Source organism: Paeniglutamicibacter sp. ORCA_105, from assembly GCF_045798545.1.
In the GTDB taxonomy this organism is placed as follows: Bacteria; Actinomycetota; Actinomycetes; order Actinomycetales; family Micrococcaceae; genus Paeniglutamicibacter; species Paeniglutamicibacter sulfureus.
In genome coordinates, this window is record NZ_JBIXLM010000009.1 from 75,697 (window position 1) to 93,878 (window position 18,182).

General features: G+C 63.6%; 17 protein-coding genes. 5 read left to right on the forward strand and 12 right to left on the reverse strand.

Annotation, left to right across the window (positions count from 1 at the left end; all coding sequences use genetic code 11):
- Position 1: 1 nt before the first annotated feature.
- Together ACIPUB_RS06625 and ACIPUB_RS06630 are read left to right on the forward strand one after the other, a co-directional pair.
- Positions 2-1,234, forward strand: coding sequence for a toxic anion resistance protein (locus ACIPUB_RS06625; RefSeq protein WP_407606668.1), 1,233 nt, complete (start codon positions 2-4; stop codon positions 1,232-1,234).
- Entirely contained in the window at positions 1,234-2,025 is a 792-nt protein-coding gene (locus ACIPUB_RS06630) for a hypothetical protein (RefSeq protein ID WP_407606669.1), read from the forward strand. The genes ACIPUB_RS06625 and ACIPUB_RS06630 overlap by 1 nt, the downstream gene beginning before the upstream one ends.
- A gap of 235 nt (positions 2,026-2,260) precedes the next feature.
- On the opposite strand, the gene ACIPUB_RS06635 is transcribed toward ACIPUB_RS06630, so the two are convergent.
- The 5 genes from ACIPUB_RS06635 to ACIPUB_RS06655 all read right to left on the reverse strand — a co-directional run bounded on the left by ACIPUB_RS06635 (position 2,261) and on the right by ACIPUB_RS06655 (position 6,611).
- Positions 2,261-3,136 (reverse strand): hypothetical protein, encoded by an 876-nt coding sequence (locus ACIPUB_RS06635; RefSeq protein ID WP_407606670.1) that lies wholly within the window; start codon positions 3,134-3,136, stop codon positions 2,261-2,263.
- Positions 3,136-4,050 (reverse strand): hypothetical protein, encoded by a 915-nt coding sequence (locus ACIPUB_RS06640; RefSeq protein WP_407606671.1) that lies wholly within the window; start codon positions 4,048-4,050, stop codon positions 3,136-3,138. Before ACIPUB_RS06640 ends, ACIPUB_RS06635 begins: the two co-directional genes overlap by 1 nt.
- A gap of 460 nt (positions 4,051-4,510) precedes the next feature.
- Entirely contained in the window at positions 4,511-5,683 is a 1,173-nt protein-coding gene (locus tag ACIPUB_RS06645) for a zinc-dependent alcohol dehydrogenase (protein ID WP_407606672.1), read from the reverse strand.
- A 130-nt stretch (positions 5,684-5,813) separates the two neighbouring features.
- Positions 5,814-5,990 carry a hypothetical protein gene (locus ACIPUB_RS06650; protein WP_264268731.1) on the reverse strand — a complete coding sequence of 59 codons (177 nt, stop codon included), beginning with the start codon at positions 5,988-5,990 and terminating at the stop codon, positions 5,814-5,816.
- Between the two features lie 435 nt (positions 5,991-6,425).
- A complete protein-coding gene (locus tag ACIPUB_RS06655; RefSeq protein ID WP_264268730.1) occupies positions 6,426-6,611 on the reverse strand; it encodes a CsbD family protein in 186 nt (61 codons plus the stop codon).
- Between the two features lie 520 nt (positions 6,612-7,131).
- Here ACIPUB_RS06655 and ACIPUB_RS06660 point away from each other — a divergent pair.
- Entirely contained in the window at positions 7,132-7,341 is a 210-nt protein-coding gene (locus ACIPUB_RS06660; protein ID WP_264268729.1) for a hypothetical protein, read from the forward strand.
- A gap of 321 nt (positions 7,342-7,662) precedes the next feature.
- On the opposite strand, the gene ACIPUB_RS06665 is transcribed toward ACIPUB_RS06660, so the two are convergent.
- Together ACIPUB_RS06665 and ACIPUB_RS06670 are read right to left on the reverse strand one after the other, a co-directional pair.
- On the reverse strand, positions 7,663-7,923 hold the full coding sequence (locus tag ACIPUB_RS06665; protein WP_113761554.1) for a GlsB/YeaQ/YmgE family stress response membrane protein: 261 nt from the start codon (positions 7,921-7,923) through the stop codon (positions 7,663-7,665).
- A 305-nt stretch (positions 7,924-8,228) separates the two neighbouring features.
- Positions 8,229-9,302, reverse strand: coding sequence for an alkene reductase (locus ACIPUB_RS06670; RefSeq protein WP_407606673.1), 1,074 nt, complete (start codon positions 9,300-9,302; stop codon positions 8,229-8,231).
- Between the two features lie 670 nt (positions 9,303-9,972).
- Between ACIPUB_RS06670 and ACIPUB_RS06675 the strand changes: the two genes are divergently transcribed.
- Positions 9,973-10,128, forward strand: coding sequence for an Rv0909 family putative TA system antitoxin (locus ACIPUB_RS06675; protein ID WP_407606674.1), 156 nt, complete (start codon positions 9,973-9,975; stop codon positions 10,126-10,128).
- 476 nt (positions 10,129-10,604) lie between these two features.
- On the opposite strand, the gene ACIPUB_RS06680 is transcribed toward ACIPUB_RS06675, so the two are convergent.
- The 5 genes from ACIPUB_RS06680 to ACIPUB_RS06700 all read right to left on the reverse strand — a co-directional run bounded on the left by ACIPUB_RS06680 (position 10,605) and on the right by ACIPUB_RS06700 (position 16,148).
- On the reverse strand, positions 10,605-11,735 hold the full coding sequence (locus tag ACIPUB_RS06680; protein WP_407606675.1) for an ABC transporter ATP-binding protein: 1,131 nt from the start codon (positions 11,733-11,735) through the stop codon (positions 10,605-10,607).
- Positions 11,736-11,758: 23 nt separating this feature from the next.
- Positions 11,759-13,492 (reverse strand): ABC transporter permease, encoded by a 1,734-nt coding sequence (locus ACIPUB_RS06685; RefSeq protein ID WP_407606676.1) that lies wholly within the window; start codon positions 13,490-13,492, stop codon positions 11,759-11,761.
- A gap of 7 nt (positions 13,493-13,499) precedes the next feature.
- Positions 13,500-14,516, reverse strand: a complete 1,017-nt coding sequence (locus ACIPUB_RS06690) for an ABC transporter substrate-binding protein (protein WP_407606677.1) — start codon at positions 14,514-14,516, stop codon at positions 13,500-13,502.
- Positions 14,517-14,586: 70 nt separating this feature from the next.
- Positions 14,587-15,420 (reverse strand): metallophosphoesterase, encoded by an 834-nt coding sequence (locus tag ACIPUB_RS06695; RefSeq protein WP_407606678.1) that lies wholly within the window; start codon positions 15,418-15,420, stop codon positions 14,587-14,589.
- On the reverse strand, positions 15,417-16,148 hold the full coding sequence (locus ACIPUB_RS06700) for a tyrosine-protein phosphatase (RefSeq protein WP_407606679.1): 732 nt from the start codon (positions 16,146-16,148) through the stop codon (positions 15,417-15,419). The genes ACIPUB_RS06695 and ACIPUB_RS06700 overlap by 4 nt, the downstream gene beginning before the upstream one ends.
- Before the next feature lie 479 nt (positions 16,149-16,627).
- Here ACIPUB_RS06700 and ACIPUB_RS06705 point away from each other — a divergent pair, with 479 nt between their 5' ends.
- Positions 16,628-18,145, forward strand: coding sequence for a CHAD domain-containing protein (locus ACIPUB_RS06705; RefSeq protein ID WP_407606680.1), 1,518 nt, complete (start codon positions 16,628-16,630; stop codon positions 18,143-18,145).
- Positions 18,146-18,182: the final 37 nt, after the last annotated feature.

Genomic DNA, 18,182 nt, shown 5'->3' on the forward strand with positions numbered 1-18,182 from the left:
CATGATGTTGAACCCGCTCGACCTCGGCTCGACCTCGTCCCCGCAGGTAGAAAACCCACTGGAGTTGGAGCCGCCGAAGCCCATTGTGGAGGTAGCGGTCCATGTTCCGGAGAAGGTCGGCGGCATGATCCTGGTGGATGCCGAGGCGCAGCAGAAGCACGCCGAGAACGCCAAGAGCTTTCTCGATGACCTGCTGGCCACACCTCTCCAGAGCCCAGAGTTTCAGACCAAGTTAGCGCAGTTGACCCGGCTGGGCGAGGGAACGATGCAGCAGGCTAGCTCCGCGTCCAACCGCATGCTGAAGAGACCTGCAGCCGCTCTCGCAGCGACCGGCGCGGACCCTGCATCGCGTACTGGCAACTCCTTGGTGGAACTGCGACAGATCGTCACCGAGCTGGATCCCAAGCGCCACGATCTGACCGGCACCAAGCGCATCCTAAAGTTCCTGCCCGGAGGTCGGGGCATCCAGCGATACTTCATGAAGTACGAGTCAGCACAAGAGCAACTTGACGCCATCACCAAGGCACTCAAGGGTGGGCAGGACGACCTGCGGCACGACAACGCTTCCATCCAGACCGAACGCGACGCCCTCTGGGCGGCGATGGGGAAATTGGCGAACTATGCTGTGCTCGCGAGCCACCTGGGCGATGGTCTGGAGCGGCGGATTGAAGAGCTGCGCAACACGGGCAAAGCGGACGACGCCACCACCCTGGAAGCAGATGCCCTCTTCTACGTCCGCCAACGCCACCAAGACCTCATGACCCAGATGGCAGTGTCCATCCAAGGGTATTTGGCTCTTGATGTGGTCAAGAAGAACAATTCAGAGCTGATCAAGGGCGCGGATCGGGCGCTTGACACCACTCTCGCGGCGCTGCGAGTCGCGGTGATAGTTGCGCAGGCTCTGGCCCAGCAAAAGATTGTTCTGGCGCAAATTGATGCCCTCAACTCGACCACGTCAGACTTGATTGTCTCGACTTCCGAACTCCTCCGCTCCCAAGGCGCAGCGATTCACCAGAATGCTGCCCAAGCCACGGTCGACTCCGCGAAGTTGCAGCAGGCATTCGACAATGTATTCCAGGCCATGGACGAGATCGACAGGTTCAAGACGGAAGCGGCACATTCAATGAAACAGACGGTGCAGGTCCTTGAGGGCCAAGTAAGCCGCGCGCGTCATCAGCTAGAGCGCAGCCATGCCTCTGACGAGGCCACCGCGCACCCACGAAGGACGCAGTAATGTCACGCCTCACTCCAGGGAACATCCTCAGGGTAGTGCTCGCATTCGTTTTTTGGATTTTCGCCGCTTTTTACGTGCTCGTCATCGGGATGGGTGCCAAGAACAAGAAGGTGATGCTTGAAGGTGGGCTCTATGCCGCCCTCTTCATTGCTGCCGTTTCCCTTTCCGGAGCCAGTGGTGTTTTTGCCGGTTTCGCGGTGATGGGTCTGTCAGCCGTGCGTTCATACATGCTTCGCGATCTCTGGCTCCCCAGAAGGGTGAGAAAATCACAGCGTGGCAGCACGGTCCAGGAGCACGCGCCTACGCCCCCATCCGCCCAGCCGTACCCGGCCGCAACTTCGCTCCCCGGGTCGTCGGACGACCTGTCGACCGCTCTGACCTGGGTGAGTTCCCAGGCCAAGCAGAACAAGCACCGCCTTCCAGCTGATACGTACGTAACCATCCTGGAAACGTGCCAGATGCTGGACTCGGTAATCGACGCGGAAAGACGGCATCCGTCCGCCGATGCGCGGTTTGAGTATGAACTGGATGCCGTGGTGAGGGAATACCTGCCAGCGGTTCTTCAAGGATTCCTGGCCATACCGCCGAGCATGGTGGAAAACCGCCAACCAAACGGAAGAACCCCCAACGAGGAATTGGTTGAACAAACTCGGCTTCTCCTCGGACAGGCTGAGACGCTGCACTCCACCCGTCACAGCCATACTTCTGCGGATTTGACCACTACTGGCAACTTCTTGAGAGAGCGCTTCGGGCATCACCAATCAGGTGGATTCGACTTCGGGATCAAGTAGGAGATTGCGCCCGAAGGTGCTCGGACCGTAGCCGGCAATGGGAACCCCGGAGACGGGCATCCACAGCGGCCGACACTCCAGGTATCGCAGTGCCCACCCTTTTCCGAGGGGTCCCGGCAGCAGGCGCCAATGAGGTTCTGCCCATCCGCTGTCATCGCTGCAGTCGTGTCTTGCGGAATCCGGGGCAAAAGCGTCAGCGACCAGTCCGCTACCTATCCGGTGCTGCCTTCCGCGTTCAGACGGTGATTTTAGACCCGGGATTGTGGAAGCGAATCGCCTCGGCAATCTCATTGGCCTCGTCCTCGTCGTCCTCGAATTCTTCCTGGTCCTCCGCTACAACGATGGGGCTGAGCGCGGTGGGGGTAAACCCCAGCCGGATGACATAGCCGCGCCGCGCCTTCACCTTGGTCATGGCCTCGAGGTCGCCGAGGCTTTCGTTCCATGCGGCGACGGCACGCTGCGCGTACTCCCGTTTTTGTTCCAGCGGAACAGCGACCGCGTCCAGTTCGCGATCGCTGCCCTCGATGTCGATGGCGTAGCTGATCTCGGGTTCATCGGCTTTTTCGCCGACCTCCACCATGATCTCGGATGACGACCACAGTGCCAGTTCGGTTTCCAGCATGTTTTCCCACCAGCGGCCCAGGAGCCGGGCAACGTTCACGGCTTCCTCGGACTTCACGGCACTGACGGCGTAGCCGGCGTGGGAGCCCTCAACCATCAGCGTTTGGTCGGGCAGGATCTCGACCAATGAGTCGTGGCCGCGCACCAGGGAATCGATGTGTGGGCGATCGGTGGTTCGACCGGAGATTCTCAGCGAGGAGAAGACGGCACCGGATTCCATGGATTCGGCAATGCGCAGGTCCAGTTCCTCGTACCTGCCCAGTGATTCGATCACCTCGGCGGTGCGGCTGACCAGTGCCGGGAATTCACGGCGAGTGCCCAGCACCATGACGGTGTAAACGGTGGGCATCGGCACCTTGTCTGTCGCCATGGAGATCTGTGCGCCAAACGGAAGGGCAGCAGTCAGTTCGGCGACCCGCGCCTCCACTGCCGCTGTGGCTGCCGCCGCGGCGGCTCGCTTGGTTCCGGAGAAAACATCGAAGATTCCCATCAGAGCATCCCCTCCAGTGGTCCGGTGAACAGCAATCGGGCCAGCACCAGTATGGCTACGGCTCCCACCGTCCAGAGCAAAGCTGGGGTGATGCGGCGCTTGCGCAGGGTGCTTCCGGCGGGCGTCACCTCTCTGGAGGCATTCTTTCCGAAGCGGTCCGCCGGTTGGCTGTCGGCCAGGCCCACCATGGTGGCTCCCACACCGAAGACCAGATCCGAGAGTTGCTCCCAGGTCTGCGCCCGACCGAGGTCAAGTTCCTTGCGGGCGAAGAAGATGATCTGGTCGTCCACGGTTTCCACGTCGAATTCCGGGGCGTCCCGTTTCAACCTTTCCAGGACCTCGGGAGCGAAGATCCGTTGGGCCTCCTGCTCATACCCCTCTGGCGCATACACCTTAAAGTCGCTTCCGTGCTCCCCATCGAGGGAAAGCAATTGAGACTTCGCCATGCTTGCCGGAACACTGGAGGCAAACCAGTTGTCGTTTGCCTTGGCGTCAAGGAGGATTCGCGGCAGCGTCCGGTCGGCCGTCAGTGCGACATAGGTCCAGGAGGTGACCGACGGACGTTCGTCATGGTCCCGGACCTGCGAACCGGTCTGGTAGGAGTAGTGGGCGATCTCGAACGGAAACGGGTGGGCCGGGGAGTTCCTGAACCGCCTCCACGACCGCGGGTGGTAACCCTGTTCGAAGATCGTTCCCTGCAGCTTCGGCAGTTTGGGTTCCTCGTTGTGGGACAGCCCGTTGCGCTGGACGAACCGGGCGAGCTGCGCCGCGATGACCTGCGGGTCTTCGTCCCTGGTCTGTAGCAGGAAGCCGATGGCTGCAGCCAGCACCCCTCCCAGGAAGATGCCCGAGCCGATATTGAGGTACGAGGCATCCAGGTTAAACGAATCCACCATGGCCTCGGCTATGCCCATGGAACACACCAACCACACCACGAGGCAGGCAGTGGCCAGTCCGATCACGATTGACTTGGGGGCTGTGCGCAGCCAAGCCCGTCCGGATTGCGCTTGGGCCGATATCTCCTCCGGGCTTGGCTGTTCCCGAAAGGCGGATGTATCAAAGCCAGGTGTCATTTTCCCAGCCTACGTCCATTCGATGGAAAATATTGCACGTTGCTTTCCTCGCGAAGCCCGACGTCCGGAACCACGGAGGAGTTCACCAACGCGCGGTAGTCCTGCCGGGCGCTTTCCTCCTGCGGCTTCACCGCAAGATCGTCTACGGGATCCTGTCCCGGGTCCTGGCTGCCTGGTTGCTGAATAAATACGATGTCGCGACAATCATCCGCCGTGTTCCCGCGCCGGGCACACGGGCGAGGGCGATCATTCCCCCGTGTGTCCGGCAGCGCGGGACCGCGGTTCGTGCGTGGCTGCGGACCTACGGCTTGAGCACGACCTTGATGCAGCCGTCGCCCTTCTTCTGGAAGGTCTCGTAGAGTTCGGGCCCTTTATCCAGTGGAACGGTGTGGGTGACCAGGTCATCCAGCCCCAGCGGGTCGGTGGGGTCCTCGGCCAGCGGCACCAGGGTCTCGGTCCACTTGCGCACATTGCACTGCCCTTGCCGGATTTGGATTTGCTTGTCGAACATCTCCAGCAGCGGCATGGGAGTAGCGGCGCCGGAGTACACCCCGCTGAGGGACAACGTCCCGCCGCGGCGGACCGAGGACACTGCGGCGTGCAGGACGGCGGTGCGGTCCACGGAAAAGTTCTCCATAGCTTTCTGGGCGAGGGAATCGGGCAGCAGCCCGGTGGCATTTTGCATCAACGTCGCTCCGGGTGATCCGTGCGCCTCCATCCCGACGGCATCAAGGACCGCATCGGGACCGCGCACCGTCTTCTCCTGGAGCCGCGCGGCAATGTGCTTGTCGAAATCCATGGTCTCGATCCCGTGGCGCGCAGCCATCTCGCGGCGCTCGGGCACCGGGTCCACTCCGATCACTTGGTACCCGCGGTGCACGCCGATGCGTGCGGCCAACTGTCCCACTGGCCCGAGGCCGAAGACGGCCAGGGTCCCGCCCTGCGGGACGTCCGCGTATTCGACGCCTTGCCAGGCCGTCGGAAGGATGTCCGAGAGGAAAAGATACCGGTGATCGGGCAGGTCCCTGCCGACCACCACCGCTCCGTAATCGGCATGCGGAACCCGCAGGTATTCAGCCTGCCCGCCGGGAACGCTGCCGTAGAGTTCCGAGAACCCGAAGAGGGCTGCACCCTTGGCTTGGTCGCGCACCTGGGTGGTTTCACATTGGGATTGCAGGCCGCGTTCGCACATCCAGCAATGCCCGCAGGAGATATTGAATGGGATGACCACGCGGTCCCCCACCTTGACCCTGGTGACAGCCGGTCCGGTTTCCTCCACGATGCCCATGGGTTCATGCCCCATGATGTCTCCCGCATGCATGTAAGGACCCATGAGTTCATAGAGGTGGAGATCGGAGCCGCAGATGGCGCTGGAGGTGACCTTGATAATGATGTCGCCGGGTTCTTCGATGCGCGGATCGGGAACCTCGGAGACTTCGATCTTTCGTTTTCCCTGCCAAGTCAATGCCTTCATGATTCCTCCTGTGCAGAATTACTCGGTGGTCTACCGCGTCCCGCCGCGGGCGGGACGCGAGTCGAAATGAACGTCGCCGACGACCTTGCTTGCCCCTGCGGGGTCGCAGGTGTTCCGGCGGTACGGTGCGCTAGTCGTCGCCGTCAGTGGATGTGGCGGGCCCGCTGGGGGTGGCTCCGCCTTCGTCGGTCCAGTCATGCCCGGGGTCGGTGGCAAGGGCCGGATCCGAGACGTGGTCCTTGTCGTGCTCGGGTAGGTCGGTGGCGTCGTTAGTGCGACCGGCGGCTGGGTTCTGGTTGTCCTTCATGGCATTCTCCTTCGGATGGTGGCTTGGGGTATGGGAGGAGTTCGTCCTTGCCTTGCAAAGCGAGGGTGGAAGGTGGGCAGATTGTCTGCGATGGCGTTCTCGTGGCTAACAGTGCCTGCCCGTCGGCGACCTCGCTCCTTTTGCACCGCCAGACGGCGGCGGATGCGGTCTGGGGCTCCACCAGCACGGCAGCGGAGATGGCATCCAAGGCGCGCAGCGTGGGGAGGAGTTTGACTGTGTCTTGCTGCAACGGCCTAACTGGACGGCTTGACCGCCACCGCCCGGGCGGTTGATGTGAACCTGTAGTCAGCGGATGCCTGGGCCGAGCGGCACACAGATTGGCCGGCGAGTCAGGGACTGCGGGGAACTTTCCGTGCGGGAGCCTCGGAACCGGCTCCCGCACGGAAAGGATGGAACGTCCGCCATGGGGAGGGTCTAGTGACCCTTCACGTCTTTCGCGGCGTCCTTGAGGTGTTCACCGGCCTGCTTGACCTTGGCGGAGGCCTGGTCACCGGCCCCCTCGGCTTGCAGCTTTTCGTTGTCGGTCGCCTCCCCGACTTTTTCTTTCGCCTTGCCGGAGGCTTCCTGCGCTTTGTTACCAATTTTGTCGTCGAGACCCATGAGATCCTCCTTCGTTGGATGAAAACGGGAACATTTCCCAACGTAAGTCCTGTTTCTGGATAGTCGCTGGGAATCCCTACGCTATGGGATGCAATCCCCGGTGACAACGCTTTTGCACCCGTCCGTACCGAGGCCAACTCAGTTCAGCTGCTTGAAACTTCGGGCACCCTCACCGGTAGGTATCGATCCGCTTCACCGTTCCCAGTCGCGGCCCGCCACGGGCATCCGTTCCTCGGACGCGCAGTCGCACTTCGCTGCACGCCCACGGATTACATTTTCTGTGCCGTCGTGAAGAAGTTATTGCCGGACCACTGACGGCGGGTCGCTTCCCCGATCCAGAGCTTGGACGCCGCATTTTCCGGGAACGAGAAGGAGATGCGTACCTGAGACGTGCGGGAACTGGTCGCAGGCAACTGTGCACCCAATTGCATATGGAATTGAACTACTCATTCATTTTGTGAAAGGCTGGTCGCGCTAACTTTTAAGATACGAACGTTGAATCCGATGAAAGGGAAAGTCCGTGCATGAACTGGATCTGATCCGGGCAGCAACCGAAGATGTGGCCTCCGCCAAGGTGCTCCTCCAGGAGCGTACCGATGCCCTGGACGCCATTATCCAGACGGCCTTGGACCATGGCGTCTCCATGGATGCGATCGCTGAAGCAAGCGAACCAGCGCTACCCGGAATCGACAACACCGCGGGAGCGCGGCAGCACCTGCTCGTTGCCTGACGGCGGCCCATGGGGTAGACGGCGTTGACGCATCCGCCCCATGAATGGAACGTTCTGGCGAGGGCAAATATCCCATCGCATACCCCGGGCGACGGCTTTCGGCGCAAGATGTGCGGCGAAGGGCCCTGTTCCATTCGTCCAGATTCATCCCACGGTCGCCCTTGAAGCCATACGACGACCCGCCATACGAGAAATCGGGATCAGCTCCGTTGGCGGCTCCACGATAAAGGTGATCAAGTGCTTCCTCCGTGGTGGCAGGAGGGTGCGCGCATGAAGGAGGCCCCAACCTGAAAAGGTTGGGGCCTCCTGTTCGTGCACATACTAGGCGCGCTTGCGCGTCAACAATCCCCAAATAACCAGGACAATCAACGACCCGCCAATAGCCAGCAACCACGTCGAAAGTGACCAGAATTCGCTGATATCCACGCTAAACAACGCGGAACCAATCCAGCCACCAACAACGGCACCAACTACGCCGAGCAGCAACGTGGCGAGCCAGCCGCCACCTTGCTCACCTGGCTTGATTGCCTTAGCAATCGCACCGGCAATAAGGCCTAGAACTATCCAACCAATGAATCCCATGACTTTTCTCCGTTCGGATGAAGTTACGTCGTTCAGCATCAGGATCGCGATGCACTCAGAAAACCTTACAGCTAACACACAGAAGGTCACGTCACGGAGGGGATCTTGGGACCAGTATCACAGAAAACTGGAGATCCTATGGGCAGCGCGCATAACCAAAGCAAGGAACCGAAGCGCGGCCAGTCGAACCTTTAGAACATCGTGGCTCGTTCGAAAGTTGCAACGACTCCCCATGCGGGACCGTTCCCCGTGGATCGCGGCAGAGCCGCTGCCCACGGGGAACCATCATCCGGCCGACTGCCGCGTTAGTTCTGCCAGAACGGGTAGTCGGTGTATCCGACGGAGCCCTCGGTGTAGAAGGTGGAGGAGTCGGGTTCGTTCAGCGGCAAGCCCTCTTGCCAGCGGCGCACCAGGTCGGGGTTGGCGATCGCCGGGCGTCCGACCACCACCGCGTCGCCCCAGCCCTTGGCAGCAACCGCAGCTGCGTCGTCGTACGTGGTGACGGTCTGGAACCCGGTGTTCAGCAGGACGGGGCCATTAAACCGTGAGCGCAGGTCCTGGACGAGTGTCCCGGCGGGATCTGCGTGCAGGATACTCAGCGCGGCCAGACCCAGGGGTGCAATCCCGTCGATGAGGGCGCCATAGGTTGCCGCGACATCGGTCGGATCGGTCTCGACCGTGCTCTGGACGTTGTGCTCGGGGGAAATGCGCAGACCGGTCCGGCCGGCCCCGATGGCGTTGGCCACCGCGGCGACGACCTCGATGACGAAGCGTGCCCGGTTTTCCGGGGAGCCGCCGTAGGCGTCGGTGCGGGTGTTCGCGCTGGGGGCCAGGAACTCGTGCAGCAGGTAGCCGTTGGCTCCGTGCAGTTCCACGCCGTCGAACCCGGCGGCGATGGCATTGCGGGATCCGGTCACGAACTCCTCAATGATTCCGGGCAGCTCGCCGGTCTCCAACGCGTGCGGGACCGGGTAGGCGTGCTTGCCGGTGTAGGTCCGCGAGACGCCGTCCACTGCGATGGCACTCGGGGCGACGACGTGGCCCTGCCCGGTGGTCTCCGGGTGGGTGACACGGCCGGCATGCATCACCTGCGCGACGATGAGGCCGCCCTCGGCGTGCACCGCGTCGGTGACGCGCTTCCACCCGGCGATCTGCTCCTCGGTGACAAGGCCCGGCTGGCGGACAAACCCCTGTCCGGTGACGCTGGGGTAGACGCCTTCGCTGACAATCAGGCCCATCGAGGCGCGCTGCCGGTAGTACTCAACGACATCGTCGTTCGGTACGCCGTCCACGCGGGAGCGGGATCGGGTCAGTGGCGCCATGACGAGTCGGTTGGGCAGCTCGAGGTCGCCGAGGGTGATCGGGGAAAACAGGTCCATGGGGTGGAACTCCAAACGTTGGGGTTGTTGCCTGATGCAACCGACCCCGCGGCATTGGTATTCCTGCCACGCCGCATGGGTGAGGCGGAACACGGATCCTATGGCACGCGTCCGATCCAAGTGATCGAGGACCGACTTGTCATCCCTGTGCCTGGCCACACTGGCCACCGGGGTTTGTTGGGTTCGGTTTGATTGGAGATCGACGGGGAGCAACCCGTCCCGGAGCGGTTGTTCCTTGGATCATGCGCAATCATTATGAGCAACTAGTCCAAGCCATAAAATTAGGATGACCGCTATATGGGTTACAGGCGCCTGCCTGGATCATGTTGCCGTCGCTGCCCCAGAGGTCACGTCATCGTTTTCCACGAGTCGTGTTGTTCTTGCCGGCGAGATCTCCGATAGTCCCTGAAAGCCCCGGCCGGGGAACAACCGCCGGGAGACCGCAGATTGATTGCGGTTCAGCCCCTGATGATATTGAGCGGAGGTGACGCGGGCTTGGTACTGAAACGGGTTTGCCTGCTGCGCGAAGACCCGACGCGGTACCAAATCGGGGACGATCCGGCACCCCCGTCCGTTGGATAGACATGCGATCATTGGTTAGACCGCATGATTCCGATGACAGAAAGTGGGAAATCCCGTGGCAGGTTTTAGCAAATTCAGCAAGATTCTTATGGAAGCAGCGAAAAACCCCAAGGTCAGGCAGGCCGGTGGCCAGGTGGTCGACAAGGCCGCAGGCCTGGCGGGAAAAGCCACCAAGGGCAAGCACCTGGACAAGATCGAACGCGCCCGGGCGGAAGCCCGCAAGCACCTCGACAGGCGTCCCTGACCCTCCGCGCGGGCCGGGGTCATCGACAAGCAGCGTGGATTCCAAGTTCGCACCTGCCTCTGTCTGCGAGGAGCGGACGATGCATGAATCACTGAAGTAAGGGCGTGGGCGCACGTTGATCCTGCCAGCCTCGTCCAGGTACCGCAGTCGAGCGCCTCGGCCGAGCTCCATCGATCGGAGCAGAGTCAACTTCGTGGTCCAGCCGTGGCACGCCCGGCAAACGCGAAGGAGTGAGAGCACGGGGTCTCGTGCTCTCACTCCTTCGCGTTTCTTTTTCAGTCCCCGGGTTGCTACCCTGCCGACGGCTTGCGCATGAACGCGGAAATGCCGGTGATCTCGCGCCCGACCAACAGGACCTGCAGGGAATCGGTGCCCTCGTAAGTGGAAACGACTTCCGGGTCCATCAGGTGACGTAACTGGCGATGGGCCGCCGAATTGTTGACCGTTCCTGCGTGCCTCGAACCAATCCAGCTCACTCATGCCGCCAGTTCCCCGCCGGCGCCTGCCTCATCGCAGAACACATGTGCCGTCTCGATCACCGGACGGACCAGTTCCCCCTCCGTGGGCACCCAGCCATCCACCAGCGCGCGCAGCCCGGTGCCTGCCCAGTCCAGGCTGGTTTCGTACCCATGTCTGCCGTAGAGCGCCGAGGTGACCCGCGCCAACGGGGTATCCAGTGGCGCCGTCCGGGCCGCCGGTTCCAGCCGCACCGCGGTGGGCTGCACCGCTGCAACCGCACGCCGCGGGCGGGAGCCTGCCAACGCCCGTTCCCCGATGACTCGAGTGGCGGGGCTTCCGTGCGCACCGGTGCCGACCGGGAGCCTGAGCCCGGGATGGTCGGCATGAAATTGACCGTCGACCACGGTGCCGGGGAACAGCGTTGCATCCGAGACGAAGGATGCGACAAAGGCGTTTGCCGGTGTTTCCAGCAATTCCCTTGGGGTCCCGATCTGTTGGATCATTCCTTGGTTCAACACGGCCACCCGGTCGGCAAGCCCAAGCGCCTCGGCGCGGTCGTGCGTCACGTGCACAGCGGTCAGCCCTTCCTCACGGGTCAGCTCACGAAGTTCCAGCCGAAGCCTGGCACGCAGGGGCTCATCGAGTGCGGAAAGCGCCTCGTCCAGCAGCAGCGCCTGCGGCTTGGCCACGATCGCCCGGGCCAGGGCCACGCGCTGGCGTTGGCCACCGGAGAGCGCCGCAGGTTTCCGGTTGGCATATTCGGCAAGACCTACCTGCTCCAGCACGGCGGCAACCCTCTTGGCCAACTGTGGCCGTGGAACGCCTTCCAGTTTCAGCGGATAGCCGACGTTGCCCGCAACGCTCAGGTGCGGCCAAATGGCGTGGTCCTGAAAGACCATGCCCAGCGCACGCTTTTCGGGAGGCACCCACACTCCGTCCCCGGCCATGGTGCGCCCGCCGATCGCAAGGTTTCCGGCGGTCGGGCGGATGAAACCGGCAAGGGTCCGAAGGAGTGTCGTCTTGCCCGAGCCGGAGGGGCCGAGCAAGGCCAGGAACTCGCCGTCCTTAACGTTCAGGTCGATCCCTTCCAAGCCCACATGCCCGTCGCCGTAGGCATGGCCCAGATTGGTCATTTCAATGGTTGCCACGGGAAGTACCTTTCAGGAGATTCTTATTTGTCCGCACGGCGGTTGGCCAGCGCGGCGGTGGCCGAGAGTCCGAGGATTCCCACCAGAGCAACCACCAGGGCAAGGGCGGAGGCTCCGCCGTAGTCGCCCGACTGTTGCAGGTTGAAGATGGTCACGCCCAGGGTCTGGCTCCCGGGGGCCACCAACAGGATGGAAATGGTCAGTTCCCGCACAGCTGTCAGCAACACCACGACCCCGCTGGTCACGGCGGCCGGGCCCGCCAGACGAGCGGTGACATCCAGCAGGGCACGCAATGGAGTTGCCCCGGCGGAGCGGGCGGCTTCCTCGAGCGTGGAGGACACGGAGTCCATCGGTGCGCGCACGGCCTGGACCACCAGGGCGGTGAATGCCATGACGTAGGCACCCAGGATCACCCAACCGGTATTGAAGATTCCCAGCATCGGGGCAATCAGCAACCACCCCACGGCAATCACCAAACCCGGCAGGGCCTGGGGCAGGGTCGCTGCCACATCGAGTGATCCGTTGCTGCGGTGCTTGCCGCGGGTCAGCAGCAGCGCAATGCCCATGCCCAGCACGGTGCAACACACCGCCGCTCCCCCGGCCAGCATCACCGAGTTCCCGATGCCGGACACCGCACCGGGTGAGGTGGAGGCCCGAATGATGTTGTCCATGGTCAGGTTTTCACACGTCAGCGGGACACCCGGGGCCGGCAGCAACGCTTGGGTGGCCAACGCCAGCAACGGCACCATGCAAATAACCCCCACCCATGACCACAACAGGATGACCAGCGGAAGACGGGCCCGGCCCAACTCCAAATCCATGCCGGTGGCCCCGGAACCCCATTGCGTGCCGGCAGGCAGCCGGCGTTGGGCAAGAACAGTGAGCACGGCGAGCGCCAAGAGCACAAGACCGATTGCCGAGACCGCGGGCAGCGGGTTGCTGGTGGTGCTGGAGGCCAGGTAGCGATAGACCAGCGTGGTCAAGGTCGTATAGCGCTCGGGAAGTCCGATCAGTGCCGGGATGCCGAAGTCGGACAGGTTTGCCACCAGGGTGAGCACGAAGGCAGCAAGCAGCCCGGGGCGCAGCAACGGCAGGGTCACCGAGCCGAGTACCTGGGCGGTTCCCGCCCCGGAGATTCGGGCCGCTTCCTCCAGGTTCCCGGGGATCCGCCGCAGCGCGGCGGCAATGACCAGGTAGGCCACGGGGCAGGAATGCACCGCGAGCAGGAACACCACTCCCCAGCCGCCGAAGATGCTCATCTCGGCGTCGATGCCCAGCCCCTGCAGGGACTTGTTGACCGGGCCGTTGGCACCGAGCAGTGCCATCCATGCCATGGCGCCAATGAACGGCGGGATCAAGAAGGGCAGCATGACCAGCCAGCGCAGCATGCCCTTGGAAGGCACGTTGCTGCGTTCGAGCACCACGGCGAGAAAGGCGCCGGCGATGGTGGCCAGCAGTGCCGAGCCGGAGGCACTGGCCACCGAGTTCAGGGCGGCCGTAGCCACCGCCGGATCCCCGAAGACTTGCCGTGCTGCAGGCTGGATTCCCTGCACGGCCAATGCCGCAAGTGGCAGCCCCACCAGGAACGCAATGGCGACCCACACCACCGTGCGCAGCACCCCGAGGCCGTCCCCGGACCGGAGGAGCCCTTGGAACAGCTTCTTGCCCGCCGGCCGCTTCCGAATCGGTGCGGTTGCGCCTTCGGCGTGTACTTGATCCGGTTTCGTGGCTGCTTTTTCGATGGTGTGGGTCGTCATGGGCGTATTACTTCAGCAGGGAGTTGAAGTACTCGACTGCTTCCGACTGGCCGGCTGCGATCTTGACCTGGTCCGGGTCCAGCAGGTTGATCTCGTTCAGTGCCGGAGCACCGGCAGGGACACCTGCATCCGAGCGAACCGGCAGGTAGGACTGCGTCACCGCCAGCTCCTGGCCTTCCTTGGAAATCAGGAAATCAACGAAGTCGTTGGCGACCTCCTGGTTCTCGGAATCGGCAAAGACACCGGCGGGCTGCGACACGTAGGGCACGCCATCGCTCGGGTAGCCCACGGCAATGGGTGAGCCCTTGGCGGCCAGTTCGCGCGCCACGTAATCGACCACGATGCCTACCTCGGAGCTTCCCGCGGCCACTGCCTGTCCGACCGGACCGTTGCTTTCAAGGACTGTGGGCTCATTGGCCACCAGCGATTCCATCCACGACTTGCCCAGTGCCGGTTCCTGCAGCCACACCGCGGTGTTGAATGCAGCTGCACCCGAGACGTCCGGGTTCGGCATGGCGATCTTGCCCTTGTAGGTGTCCTCGGTCAACGCGGCCCAGCTGGCGGGTGCTTCGGTGATGGCGCCGGTGTTGTAGGCAATGATGGTGGGGATGATCCGGGTGCCCACCCAGAAGCCGTCGGGGTCGGCGAACTTCGGATCCAGCGCGGCGGCGTTCTCCACGTCCAGCGGGGCCAGCGCGCCGTCGGCCGCATAGGCCTCGAAGGTGGGGACATCGGCCGCCAGGATGACGTCGGCGGTGATCTTGCCTGCCTGCTTTTCCGTGGCGATGCGGGTCTTCAGCTCGCCGGTGGCGGCACGGAAGACCTCGACGTTGACACCCTCGTTGGCCTTTTCAAAGGCCTCGACGACCTGGTCGATCTTGGCCTGCGGCTCGGAGGTGTAAACCGTGAGGGTCTTGGGTGCTGCCTCCCCTGCCGCGTCGGCGGAGGCTCCGCCGGCGCAGGCGGTCAGGCCCAACACGGGGATCAACAGCAACGGGGCAATCGCGCTCAGACGCTTGTTCATTTCTTCTCCTTGAAGTGCCGCACCCCAGGGGTGCGGCTTGCGAGTGGGTGTTACGGGTTTTGCGGGATCTTCAGAGCAAGGCAGGTTGCCGGGCGGGCATCGCTACCACCGGCGCGGCCACGGCAAAGGGTCGTGGCACCCGTACCGGGGTTGCTGACAGCTGCCCTGCCCCGACCTTGATGACGCTGAACCAACTTGTGTCCTGGTCATGGGCCGGAGTGTCGGTGGCGAAGAGCTTGTGGTTGTAGGAGACCGCCGGTCCGACCCACACCGGAATGGTTCCCAGGCTTCCGGACGTGGGCAGATGGTAGTGCCCGCACAGGATGGCCCTGACATCACTGCCGGCCAGAACGGCGGCCAGTTCCCCGGGGCGGGCCAGTCCGCGGCCTGCCAGGGCTGGCATCAGGCAGTCAATCGGTGGATGGTGCAGCGCGAGGACCGTCCCGCTCGGGGCGGGAGTCTCCAACACGGCCAACAGCCATCGAAGCTGTGGCTGGCTGAGTCCGCCGGCAGCCTCGCGGAACCCGTGGGTGTCCAGCCCAATGATCCGCAAGCCCCCGATCATGTGCACCGTGTCCGCTGGATTGGGGCCGCTGGCGATGCGCTTTCGGTTGAACCGTGCACCCACCGAGCCAGCCGGATCATGGTTGCCCGGCACCACGATGATCGGGCATTGCAGTTCCCTCTCTGCGTGCTCAAACAACCTGGCCGCACGGGCATGGACTTGCGCACCGCGGTCGGCAATGTCGCCTGTCACCAGGATGGCGTCGGGGGAAAACCCGGCGGCGGCTTCCAGTGTTTCGGCGGTGCGCGCCCAGGTGTCGATCCGCCCGTGCAGCAGGGCTCCACCTGTCAATAAGTGGGTGTCCGTCAATTGCACCAACGTGGCGCCGGTTGCGCTCATAGGTCCGGGCCAGCTTCCTCTGCGGCACCGGGACCCGCCAACTCCTCGCGCAGAATGGTCAGGTCGGCCGGATCCAGCCCGTGGGCCAGTAGGTAGCAGGCGGCCGAACCGAAGCGCGCTTCGACCATGTCCAGTGCAGCGTCGAGGGCCGCCGCCGGACTCTCCAGGTGCAAGTGGAGCGCGGCCTGCAATTCCGAGCTGTCTCCCAGCGCACAGGACAATTCGTGGTTCACGCGTTCGCGGTAGATCGCCGGCAGGTCTCTGGCGCTGCGCGCATAGTCGTCAAGCAGGATCTGTCGCGGGACGCCCGCGACTTCAAGGACCAGGGCCACCACCAGGCCGGTGCGGTCCTTGCCTGCGGCGCAGTGCACCAGCACGCCGGTCGGCAAACCTGCGGCGATGGCACCCACGGCCTTGGTGATTTCCGTGCCGCGCGTGGTCAGCAGGCCGTAGTAGACATCCTCGATGGCAGTGGCCACGGGCAGTGGACCGAGGTACAGCGGGGCGGAAACATGCACGGCGCCGTGGGGGACGTAGCCCCGGCGTTCGGCAATTTCGAAGGACTCGCGCAAGTCCACGACCGTCCTCACCTCGAGGCCATTGAGTTCCCGCATGCCTTCGTGCTCAAGTCCGCTGGGGGCAGCGGACCTAAACAGCCGACCAGCACCGGCGGAGGGGACCCGGCGCAGGTTCGGCACCGAAGTGGTGGCTTCCGTGGGGCGGGACATATCGGGGGCTTTCCTCATTGGTTTGTCGAGCTTCCCCGACGGGGAAATCCAGGTGCACATTGATTCAAGCCCGTTCACATGGCCGGATGGTTAACGGCCGGACACTCTACGGTGGCTCAAGGGTCAAGACTTCGCCGTCGAAATCGCCCTGGCAATCGGGAGTCATTCCGGGCCTGCACCCTCAGGACGAAGAGCAAGCAAGACGGCAGACGGGCGATACCTAATAATTCGGCCACACCATGACCTCCCCGACCACTACCTGCGTTACTCTCCCGGACCTACACTCGGGGGGAGAGACACCCCAAGGATGGCATCGGCGGGACACCACCCCGCCGGATCCGCCGCCGAATTCAAGCATCGCAGGGAAAGGACGCACGTTCCATGACCAGTATCCAGCGCCCCATCGAATCGCCGTATCACGGACCGCTTCCCGGGGCCGGTGCGCCGGATCCCGCGGCCGGGAAGGGTTCCTGAAAGCCATGGAATCCACGGGACACCTGGAAATAGAGCACAAGTACGACGTCGAGGAAACGACTCCGTTGCCGGTCCTGGAGGATATCCCGGGCGTGGAACGCGTCGCCGAACCGGTGCGGCACCGGCTTGAGGCCGTCTACTTCGACACGGCGACCCTGGCCCTGGCAGCCCGGCGGATTACCCTGCGCCGCCGCACCGGCGGCAACGATTCCGGCTGGCACCTGAAACTTCCTGCCGGACAGGCAACGCGGCAGGAAATCCATGCGCCGCTGGGCCAACCCGAGCACGTGCCGGCGGAACTGCTCGCGCACTTGTTCGTCCACACCCGCGGTGCCGACCTGTCACCCGTCGTGCGACTGGCCACCGAACGAACCGCTTACCGGCTCTACGGTCCCGGCGGGGAACACCTGGCGGACTTTGCCGATGACACGGTCCAAGCCCACGCACTGGACCGGGACGGGGCGGAGGTTCGCTGGCGCGAATGGGAGCTCGAGCTGGTCCATGGAGACGCGATCCTCTTCGCGGACGCCGCCGACACCATCGGTGCCACGGGCGCCGTTCCCTCCCGTCATGCCTCCAAGCCGGCCCGGGCAATGGGTGAGGCATACCCGCCCGAACCGGTCGCGGGCACCGGTTCGCCAAGCAAGAAGGGACCGGTGCTCGAGGTGGTGCGGGCCTACCTGGACGAGCAAATCCACGAACTTCTCACCCACGACCCCGGTGTGCGGCTGGGACTGCCGAAGGCAGTGCACCGGATGAGATCCGCCACCCGGCGACTCCGCTCCGCGCTGGCTATCTATGGCAGCCTGTTCACCACGGACGTTCCCACGCAGATTGAAGACGACTTGAAGTGGCTCGCCCGGATCCTCGGGCGCCCCCGGGATGCCGAAGTCATGCGCAAACGGCTTCGCCGACGCATCAAAGAACTGCCCGGGAAAATAGGGAACGGACCCGTGGCTGGGCCCATTGAGCGAGAGCTCGAATCCACGTACAACGCCGGGTACCAGACAGTGCTCAAGACCCTCGAGACTACCCGCTACTACCGGCTCCTGGATGAGCTGGAACGGTTCCGCGACCAGCCGCCGGCGAGGCCACGGGCTTCCAGGCCCGCCAAGCGGGAAAGTGCACGGCTGGTCAACAGGGCCGCCAAGGCCCTGGAACGCGAGCACCGGAAGGCAGCAGGCACCAAAGCAGGGCCCGTGCGGGACACCGCGCTCCACGAGGTCCGCAAGGACGCCAAGAAACTGCTGAACGCCGCCGAATCCGTCACGGACATCCACCGGAAACGCGCCCCCAAGCTGGTCCGGTCCGCCCACCGCCTCACCAAGGTCCTGGGCGAACACCAGGACAGCGTGGCGACCCGCAGGTTCCTGGATTCCCTGGCCACGGACCCAACGTTGCCCGAAGGAACCCTTCGCGCCTTCCGCCGGATACAGGAGGCCGAGCAAGAGACCGCCCGCACGATGAAGAAAAAGTATTCCAAGGCCAAGAAAAAGGCCTCCGGCATGCGGTTGCGCAGCTGAAAAAGACTGTTGCCCTCATCGCTACCGATCAGGTCTC